This window comes from Pseudonocardia sp. Ae331_Ps2, from assembly GCF_001932405.1.
In the GTDB taxonomy this organism is placed as follows: domain Bacteria; phylum Actinomycetota; class Actinomycetes; order Mycobacteriales; family Pseudonocardiaceae; genus Pseudonocardia.
Window position 1 is genome coordinate 4,279,245 of the sequence record NZ_MCIM01000001.1, and the last position, 4,442, is coordinate 4,283,686.

At 65.5% G+C, this 4,442-nt stretch carries 4 protein-coding genes and 1 pseudogene; 2 read left to right on the forward strand and 3 right to left on the reverse strand.

Features of this window, described 5'->3' with window-relative positions:
• Positions 1-315 (reverse strand): annotated as a pseudogene (locus Ae331Ps2_RS32625) (IS5/IS1182 family transposase); the annotation flags it as partial.
• A 516-nt stretch (positions 316-831) separates the two neighbouring features.
• Between Ae331Ps2_RS32625 and Ae331Ps2_RS31335 the strand changes: the two are divergent.
• A complete protein-coding gene (locus Ae331Ps2_RS31335) occupies positions 832-1,548 on the forward strand; it encodes a hypothetical protein (protein ID WP_139318754.1) in 717 nt (238 codons plus the stop codon).
• A 275-nt stretch (positions 1,549-1,823) separates the two neighbouring features.
• Here Ae331Ps2_RS31335 and Ae331Ps2_RS20530 read toward each other — a convergent pair whose 3' ends face one another.
• Together Ae331Ps2_RS20530 and Ae331Ps2_RS20535 are read right to left on the reverse strand one after the other, a co-directional pair.
• Positions 1,824-3,287: an FAD-dependent monooxygenase gene (locus tag Ae331Ps2_RS20530; RefSeq protein ID WP_075329776.1), complete on the reverse strand. Its 1,464-nt coding sequence runs from the start codon at positions 3,285-3,287 to the stop codon at positions 1,824-1,826.
• Entirely contained in the window at positions 3,272-3,739 is a 468-nt protein-coding gene (locus tag Ae331Ps2_RS20535; protein ID WP_075306993.1) for a MarR family winged helix-turn-helix transcriptional regulator, read from the reverse strand. Before Ae331Ps2_RS20535 ends, Ae331Ps2_RS20530 begins: the two co-directional genes overlap by 16 nt.
• A gap of 177 nt (positions 3,740-3,916) precedes the next feature.
• Here Ae331Ps2_RS20535 and Ae331Ps2_RS30565 point away from each other — a divergent pair.
• Positions 3,917-4,442, forward strand: a 526-nt coding sequence (locus Ae331Ps2_RS30565) for an IS30 family transposase (protein WP_139319245.1), incomplete at its 3' end; no start/stop codon positions are given.

Below are 4,442 nucleotides of genomic sequence, written 5' to 3' on the forward strand. Positions count from 1 at the left end.
CACGTGGGTGTGCCCGGCTGTGCGGGCGGCGAGCAGGGCTCCGTGCAGGCCGGGTGCGGCCGCGGCGAGGACGTCGATGCCTTCGTGCAGGTAACGGTAGGCCGTTGCAGTGCTGATCGCGTTGTCACCGGCCAAACATCGGACCCGGGTAGCATCACAGAACCAGCGGATCACCAGCACTGCCTGGGCGAACGGGGTCAACGCCCGCCGCCGGGTGCCACGTCGACGGCGTTGAAGGACCAGGAGCCGCGCCAGATAGGCCACGGTGCGCTCCCCGATCGGGAGGACAGCGGTGTAGGTGACAGGATCAGACATGCAGGACCTCGGTGACGGTGTCGATCTGTGCTGGACCGAACCGATCTACCGGGGTCCTGCCCCGTTCCCGCTCATCTCACCACCCTCGGCGTGTCGCCACGACCTGCCACCCCGCTACTGAGAACACCTCATTGTCCTCAAGTTCTTTGCCTACCTGAATAGTGCCGACGCGTACGACGGAAAAGTTACCCAGTTCTTGAACTCGTACATGGGCGAGAGAGCGGCTGACACCGACCTGGCCGACGATCGAGAACTCTTTACGAAGGTGGTTGCACACCTAGCTAAGGTTACCGACGGCAAGCCATTTCTTCGCTCGCGGACTAACATTACCCCGGTAAATCAGCTGGAGGCCGTGCTCGTTGGAATAGGCCGGGTTCTCCGGTCAGGTGCGGAGCCGGTCACGCCACGTCCCGGTTGGCAGGACGACCCAGCGCTCGTCCAAGCGAGCACGAAAGGAACTAACACGCGTACGACATTCCACGCCCGGCTCGATCGCGCCGAGCGAATCTTCCAACCATGACGTGGCAGACCGAGGATCTATTCGACGCCGCAACTGACCTTGTCGACCGCGAGGCGCGGCGTCTTCACGCGCTGGGAGCAATTGCCAAGAATCATCCAGACAAGTTTGACAAAGAAGGCGTGTTCGCCATGAGTCGAGCATTAACCTACGTTGTTTGTGGTGGAATCCTAGAGAAGTTGATGCGCGATCTACCGGCCGCAATATCGGATGATGTCTTGAGTCTGCGACTACAGCGATCGGATGTTCCATCATCACTTCTCGCTGTGCTTGCTGCAAGCTCCTTTCAGAAATGCAATCAGCGGACGACTCGCACGCTGATTGCACGAGTTGGTCTTCTGGTGGAAGCTTTCCAGCATGCAAGTGACGCAAGACCAATGACCGCATTCGGTGACGATCTTGCGCTTGCCGACGGCACAACAATAGCTGTTGCCCAGTTCGAAGCCCTTTGGGTTCTCCTTGACTTACCCGGCCACTGGCACAATATCCCTGCAGATGCACTGCTGATGCGCGAACTGACGCAGAAGCGTAATGACGTAGCTCACTGGGATATCGACCCCGTCGATGTCGGGAAGTCGCGTAATATGGCAGATCTAGTCAAGATCACGACCCAGCTTCGATCTCTGCTTGATCACGTGGGGCTGACGGTGTGCGAGTGGCTCGACGGGCTGACCAACTCCCGACCCATCCAAGCGGCGCAGGCCCCTGGTTCGTGAACGGACGACGAGCCCTCGCCGGGCGGCAGATCTCGGGGAGGGGGGTGCGCCATCTATCCGACCTCCCGGAGGACTACCACACGGCACGCCGGGCGCAGGTCTGGCAAGGTCGGCGGTGGCGGGCGAGCAGCTGCGCCCGACGTGCCGCGCGGTCTGGCGTTGCCAGATCGAGGAGATAGCGCTTCGGTCTAGGCGCGTGGAGGCGGAGCATTTCCGGAGCGAGACCGCCGGGCGCATCCGAAACTGGCTGACACGGGCCGTCAGGAAGCGGCAGCTCAGACGACATAAGACGATACGAGGCGACCAGGCATAAGCGACAGCTTCTGCCTTAACGCCGAGGTGCTCGGCGCGGGTGAGGGGTGAGCTGCGAGAACCCCATCTGGTCGGATGGTCACGGCTTGGCGATAGACGCGTTCCCAGCGTGGCAGGTCCTCAGAGGTGACGATGTCGGCGGGCACCTCCAACGTCGTGAACGTGGTGGGGTCGAAGAGGTCGAGGCTGCTGCGGCCGTCGCGGAGCCGGATGTGGGCGGCGCGGGTACCGGGCTCACCGGACGGGCTCGCCGGGTCCTCGACGCCGCCGGTCCCGTAGTGGAACCCGAGCACCAGGGTGGTGGCGTCGATTTGTTCCGGGGGTGGCGGAGCGCCAGGTGTCTTGCGGGAGCGGAGGAGTGCCTGGCTGACTGTTCGTCGTGCGACGGGGAGTCGTTCGGTCTCGTAGGAGGCTAGCCATGTGTCGTCCCCTCGGCAGGCGAAGGCGAGTCGCCATGCGAGCGCGTGCGCGTCCTGGACGCCGGTGTTGCCGCCGAATCCACCGTAGGGCGGCATGACGTGGGCGGCGTCGCCGACGAGGAAAGCGCGACCGGCGCGAAGCTGCGATGCAACGTAAGCGCCGGTCCGCCAGGTGGCGATGTCGTCGATGACCGGTTGCAGGTCAGGAATGCCGCTTGCGGCGCGGATCGTGTCGCGGACGTGCTGGTCGAGGTCGTCCGGGTCGGAGCCGGATACATGGGTGCCGAGTTGCCAGCTCCGGCCAGAGGCGTTGCCGCGGGCGAAGAGAAACGCGCAGGCCGATCGGGCGAACAGGGCCTCTGTGTGTCGGCCTCGGAGGGCTGGTTCGAGGTGTGCGTGAAAGAGTGCGCTCACGGCAGTGCCCGGGAGCGACTCGCCGCTCCAGCCGATGTTCAGGGCGGTCCGGGTCGGGCTGTGTGCACCGTCGGCGGCGATGAGGTAGCGGGCTCGTACGGCGTGGCCCTCGATCACGGCGTTGACGCCGTCGGCGTCCTGGCTCTGGATGTGCGCGGTGTGAGCGAAGCGGACGTCGGCGCCGAGTTCGTGGGCTCGGTCGCGGACGAGAGGTTCGATCCGCTGCTGGTCGCATGACCATGCCGGAGACGGGCTCAGATCGGCGGTGTCGTCCTCAGCCGGTGCGGGGATCCAGGTCTCGTGCTCCGCGGCGAGGGTGTCGGCGACGGTGAAGCCACCATTGGGCTCGCCGGCGGCCAGAACCTGGCCCTCGATACCGAGTGCACGGAAGATCTCCATCGTTCGCGCATTGACCAGCCGCGCCTTCGTGTGACGGGAGGTACCGGGGCGTCGCTCGACGAGGAGCACGTGTAAGCCGTGGAGGCCGAGTAGCGCTGCTGAGGCGAGCCCGGTCAGGCCGCCGCCGACTACCAGTACGTCGGTGGTCGGCGGTAGGGCACGGGGCTGGGGTGCGGATGTCATCGAGTTCGCCATGGGTTGCGCCGTCGTTCCCGTGGCTCTGTCGTCAGATCCTCCGCCATCGAGGTGGTCAGCTCCGCGAGACGGCCAGCGAAGTCGGTGATCTCGTCCTCGGTCCAACCCTGAAGGTGGCGGGCGAAGGCCGATGCAAGCTCGGAGCGGAACCGGTCGACCGTCGACTCGCCCTCCGACGTCAGAGCGATGCGGTACGAGCGGCCGTCCGTCTCGTCGCCGACTCGCTCGATCAGGCCCGCCGTCGCCAGCTCGCTAGCGGCCCGGCTGACCGACTGTGCCGGTACGTCCAACTCCTCAGTGACCTCGGACGGGCGGACTGGTCGTTGCGCGGCCAGGTTGAGCAGCCCCAGGTGGACTGGGCCCCAGGTGGATCGGGCCGCGGCCCTGCGCTGGATCTGTGCGGCGCGATCCAGGGATCGGATGATGCTCCAAATCGATTTACTTACTTCCATGAAGGAACTATACCGTCGAGGTCGTGCGACGAGTCAAGTCGCACGAGGAGCGGGCGGGTCGGCGGTGGCCGTTGCGGTGAAAATCGGGCTATGGCCCGGGGCAGCTCTGGGTGAGTTCTGCCGGTCGTAGCACTTGATCTTGGCGAGTTGGGCGGGACAGGATGTTCCGTGCGTGAAATGTTGATGTTGTCGGATCGGGAGGAGATCTCGAGGGGTCTGGCGGAAGGCTTGTCCTACAAGCAGATCGCCTCGGTGGTGGGTCGTGATCCGTCGGTGATCTCTCGTGAGGTCCGTCGCCACGGCGGACGCCACGAGTACCGGGCCGCGGCAGCGCAGGAACGGGCCCAGGCGGCGCGGGCGCGCCCGAAGCAGCTCGCGGTGGACCGCTATCCGCGGTTGCGCGGGATCGTGCACGCTCTGCTGCGTCGTGGCTGGTCACCGGCCTCGATCGCGGGCCGGTTGCCGACCGAGTATCCCGACGATCAGGCTTGCCGGGTGTCTCACGAGGCGATCTACCAGTGGATCTATGCCACCCCGGTGTCCACCCTGGCCCGCGAGCTGCTCGCACTGCGCTCCGGGCGCACCACTCGACGTGGCGGACGGAAGCCACCACCGGCTCCGCGGATCAAGGACCCCGTCTACATCGACGAGCGCCCCGTCAACGCCGAGGGGCGTGTGGTGCCCGGGCACTGGGAGGGTGACC